5 protein-coding genes are annotated in these 4,097 nt (G+C 71.6%); 4 read left to right on the top strand and 1 reads right to left on the bottom strand.

Going from position 1 to position 4,097, the window contains the following annotated elements:
* The first annotated feature begins 179 nt into the window (after positions 1–179).
* Together ACFWGZ_RS39990 and ACFWGZ_RS39985 are read left to right on the top strand one after the other, a co-directional pair.
* On the top strand, positions 180–881 hold the full coding sequence (locus ACFWGZ_RS39990; RefSeq protein ID WP_382456801.1) for an aminoglycoside phosphotransferase family protein: 702 nt from the start codon (positions 180–182) through the stop codon (positions 879–881).
* Between the two features lie 10 nt (positions 882–891).
* Positions 892–1,701 carry a DUF3097 domain-containing protein gene (locus ACFWGZ_RS39985; RefSeq protein ID WP_382456800.1) on the top strand — a complete coding sequence of 270 codons (810 nt, stop codon included), beginning with the start codon at positions 892–894 and terminating at the stop codon, positions 1,699–1,701.
* Here ACFWGZ_RS39985 and ACFWGZ_RS39980 read toward each other — a convergent pair.
* Positions 1,688–2,263: a dihydrofolate reductase family protein gene (locus ACFWGZ_RS39980; RefSeq protein ID WP_382456799.1), complete on the bottom strand. Its 576-nt coding sequence runs from the start codon at positions 2,261–2,263 to the stop codon at positions 1,688–1,690. The two genes, ACFWGZ_RS39985 and ACFWGZ_RS39980, sit on opposite strands and share 14 nt — an antisense overlap.
* Positions 2,264–2,414: 151 nt before the next feature.
* On the opposite strand from ACFWGZ_RS39980, the gene ACFWGZ_RS39975 reads away from it, so the two are divergent.
* Together ACFWGZ_RS39975 and ACFWGZ_RS39970 are read left to right on the top strand one after the other, a co-directional pair.
* Entirely contained in the window at positions 2,415–2,840 is a 426-nt protein-coding gene (locus ACFWGZ_RS39975; protein ID WP_382456798.1) for an NfeD family protein, read from the top strand.
* 23 nt (positions 2,841–2,863) lie between these two features.
* Positions 2,864–4,057 carry an SPFH domain-containing protein gene (locus tag ACFWGZ_RS39970; RefSeq protein ID WP_382456802.1) on the top strand — a complete coding sequence of 398 codons (1,194 nt, stop codon included), beginning with the start codon at positions 2,864–2,866 and terminating at the stop codon, positions 4,055–4,057.
* Positions 4,058–4,097 lie beyond the last annotated feature (40 nt).

Here is a 4,097-nt window from a genome sequence, read left to right as displayed (position 1 = left end):
CCCGTGCCGCTGCTGCCCGCCAACAGGTGGGTCGTCGACGGCAAGGTCGCCGTCGCCGGGGACGGCGCCGACCTGCGGCTGCTCGGCACCTGCTTCGACGCCGCCGGGCTGTGGCGCCCGGCGCTCGCGGAGTACCAGTTCCGCCGACAAGCCGGGGCCGACTCGCTAGCCTGAGCGGGGTGATCGACGAGGACGCCAGATCCCGGCTCATCCGACGCTTCGGCAGCGACGTCACGCACTGGATCGACGCACTGCCCGACCTGGTCGCCACCCTGAGCGCCCGCTGGGGCCTCACCGTCACCACCCACCTGCCCGGCGGCACCGGCGCCACGTTCCTGTGCACCACCGCGGTCCTCAAACTCACCCCCGACCGCGACATCGCCGCCCTCGAAGCCCGCGCGCTCACCGCCTGGGCCGCCACCCCGGCCGTGGTCGGCCTGCTCGACACCGACCTGCCGCGCGGCGCCCTGCTGCTCGACCGCGTCAGCCCCGGCACCCCCGCCACCGAACCCACCAGGGTGCTGCCGCAGCTGCACCGCGCACCGCCCAAGGGGTTCCCGCCGCTCAAAGCGCGCATCGACTTCCTGTTCGAGACGCTGCTGACCCGCCGCACCGGCACCTACTACGCCACCGAACACCACCGCGCCCGCAAACTCGCCGACGACGACATCACCCCCGTGCTGCTGCACGGCGACATGCACCCCGGCAACGTCCTGCAAGGCCCCCACGGCCCGGTCGCCATCGACCCGCGCGCCTGCGTCGGCGACCCGGCGTTCGACTGGATGGACTTCGTGCACGACCACCACGACCTGCACGGCGCCGACGTCGACCTCGGCCGCGTCCACGAGTGGCTCACCGCCTTCAAACCGTTCTACGGATAGGGTTTCCGGCGTGCGTTCCCACGACTACGGCCGCGACGTCCTCTCGGGCCCCAAGCGCAAGAAGGTCCCCGAGATCGAGGCCACGCCCGGTCTCGTCGCCGAGGACCCCGCCAGCGGCTTCTGCGGCGCCGTCGTCAAGTTCGAGTACGGCCAGGTCGTGCTGGAGGACCGCCACGGCCGCCACCGGCTCTTCCCGCTCACCCCCGCCGGGTTCCTCGTCGACGGCAAGCCCGTCACCCTCGTCAAGCCCATGCCCGCCCAGCAGCCCCAGCGACGCACGAGCGCGTCCGGGTCGGTGAAGGTCGAGGGGCTGCGCGCCCGGACCGCGCAGGCCAGCCGCATCTGGGTCGAGGGCCGCCACGACGCCGAGCTCGTCGAACGCGTCTGGGGCCACGACCTGCGCGTCGAGGGCATCGTCGTCGAACCGCTGCACGGCGTCGACGAGCTCCCGCAGCGCATCGCCGAGTTCGGCACCGCCCCGAACAGGCGCCTGGGTGTCCTGGTCGACCACCTCGTCGCCGGCTCCAAGGAACAGCGCCTCGTCGACGGCATCCGCGACGACAACGTGCTCGTCACCGGCCACCCCTACGTAGACATCTGGCAGGCCGTCAAACCCCGGGCCGTGAAGATCGACGCCTGGCCCGTGGTGCCGCGCGACGTCGACTGGAAGACCGGCGTCTGCGCCCGGCTCGGCTGGGGTGAGCCCTGGGAGGGCTGGCAGCGCGTGCTGGGCGCGGTGAGCAGCTACCGCGACGTCGAGTCCGACCTGCTCGGCGCCGTCGAGCGGCTCATCGACTTCGTCACCGTCACGCAGGACTGACCCGCGTGTACGTGGCGACGATCGAGCCCTTGCCCGTGGTGAGGCAGCTGTCGAGGGTGAACTCCGTCAGCGGCGCCGGCCCGTCGAACAGGCGCGCGCCGCTGCCCACCGTGAGCGGGTGCACGACCAGCGTGCAGCGGTCGAGGAGGCCCGCGGCGTGCAGTGACCGGACCAGCGCCACGCTGCCGATGACCGACAGTTCCCCGTCGAGGGCGGCCACGTCGCCGGTCGAGCGCAGCAGCACCGAGTTCTGCCACGCATCGGCCGAGTCGAGCGTGCGGGACACCACGTACTTGCGGGCGGCGTTCATGTGCGCGGTGAACGGGTTGCCGTCGGTCGCCGACGCCCACGCGGCGGTGAAGTCCTGCCACGTGCGGCGGCCGAACAGCATCGCGCCGCCCTGCGCCATGCCCCTGCCCATCTCGGCGGCCAGCACCTCGTCGTCGTAGCGGGCGCCCCAGCCGCCGCGGGTGAACCCGCCGCGGGTGTCCTCGTCGGCCCGGCCGGGGCCCTGCACCACCCCGTCCAGGGTCGTGAACATCGTCACCGAGATCGACCTCATCGCGGGCCACCTTTCGCCGAAAGACCGTGTCACCCCCTGGTACGAACGGCCGGGGCCGGTTTCGACAGCGGGCTGATCGATTTCGCAACGGTCCGGCCCGCGGGCGCCGAATTCCGGTTTCGGCTGCTCCAGGTGGTGTATGTATGGGCTCATGGCCGCCCTGATCTGGCTGATCGTCGGGATCCTGCTCGTCGTCGCCGAGGTTCTCTCCGGTGACTTCGTGCTGGTGATGCTCGGCGCTGCCGCGCTGGCGGCGGCGGGCGTGTCCGCACTGGGTGCCGCCGACCTGGTGAGCGTGCTCGTCTTCGCGGCCTCGTCGCTGGGCCTGATCGTCACGGCCAGGCCGCTGCTCAAGAAGCGGCTGCAGCTCGGGTCCGACGTCAGGATGCACCACGAGGCCCTGCTCGGCGGCAGGGCCGTCGCGGTCTCGCGGGTGGACGAGCACGGCGGGCAGGTCAAGATCGGCGGCGACACCTGGAGCGCCCGCACCCTCGACGGGTCCGTGGTCGAAGAAGGCGAAGCCGTCACCGTTGTCGAGATCCAGGGTGCGACCGCCGTGGTCATCGCGGCCGTGTGAGCCCGTAGAAGGATGTGAACGAGTTGGACCCGATCACCCTCGTGGTCGCGGCCGTCATCGCGATCTTCGTGCTGACCATCGCCGTGAAGTCGGTGCTGGTCATCCCGCAGGCGCAGGCCGCCGTCATCGAGCGCCTCGGCCGCTTCCGCACCACCGCGGCACCCGGCCTGAACATCATGGTGCCGTTCATCGACAAGGTGCGCGCCCGCATCGACCTGCGCGAGCAGGTCGTGTCGTTCCCGCCGCAGCCGGTGATCACCCAGGACAACCTCACCGTCTCCATCGACACGGTCGTGTACTTCCAGGTCACCGACCCGCGCTCGGCGGTGTACGAGATCTCCAACTACATCGTCGGTGTCGAGCAGCTCACCATCACGACGCTGCGCAACCTCGTCGGCGGCATGAGCCTCGAGGAGACGCTGACCTCCCGCGACCACATCAACGGCCAGCTGCGCGGCGTGCTCGACGAGGCGACCGGCCGGTGGGGCCTGCGGGTCGCGCGCGTGGAGCTCAAGTCGATCGACCCGCCGCCCTCCATCCAGGACTCGATGGAGAAGCAGATGCGTGCCGACCGCGAGAAGCGCGCCATGATCCTCACCGCCGAGGGCCAGCGCGAGTCGTCCATCAAGACCGCCGAAGGTCAGAAGCAGTCGCAGATCCTCGCCGCCGAGGGCGCCAAGCAGGCCGCGATCCTGTCGGCCGAGGGTGAGCGGCAGTCGCAGATCCTGCGCGCCCAGGGTGAACGCGCCGCCCGCTACCTGCAGGCCCAGGGCCAGGCCAAGGCCATCGAGAAGGTCTTCGGCGCGATCAAGGACGGCAAGCCCACCCCGGAGGTGCTGGCCTACCAGTACCTGCAGACGCTGCCGCAGATGGCCCAGGGCGACGCGAACAAGGTCTGGATGATCCCGTCCGACTACGGCAAGGCCCTCGAAGGGTTCGCCCGCATGCTCGGCGCACCCGGCGACGACGGCGTCTTCCGCTACGAGGCGCCCGCCGACCACGACGAGCGGCCCAAGCCCGAGGACGACGACGAGTCGGTCGCCGCCTGGTTCGACCTCAAGTCCGACCCGAAGGTCGCCGAGGCGGTCGCCGCCGCGGAGGCCGTCGCACGCCAGGAGGTGCCCGGCCCGCTGAGCACCCCGCCCCGCCCGGTCGGCGCCGCCTCACCCGTGCCCGAGCTGGAGTCGGAGCAGCACCGCCCCGGCGAGCAGGTCTAGCGACACCCGTGCCGACGCGGCCCGTCCCGATCACCGGGGC

This window comes from Lentzea sp. NPDC060358, assembly GCF_042725365.1.
In the GTDB taxonomy this organism is placed as follows: domain Bacteria; phylum Actinomycetota; class Actinomycetes; order Mycobacteriales; family Pseudonocardiaceae; genus Lentzea.
This window is presented reverse-complemented; position numbering and strand designations above follow the sequence as displayed.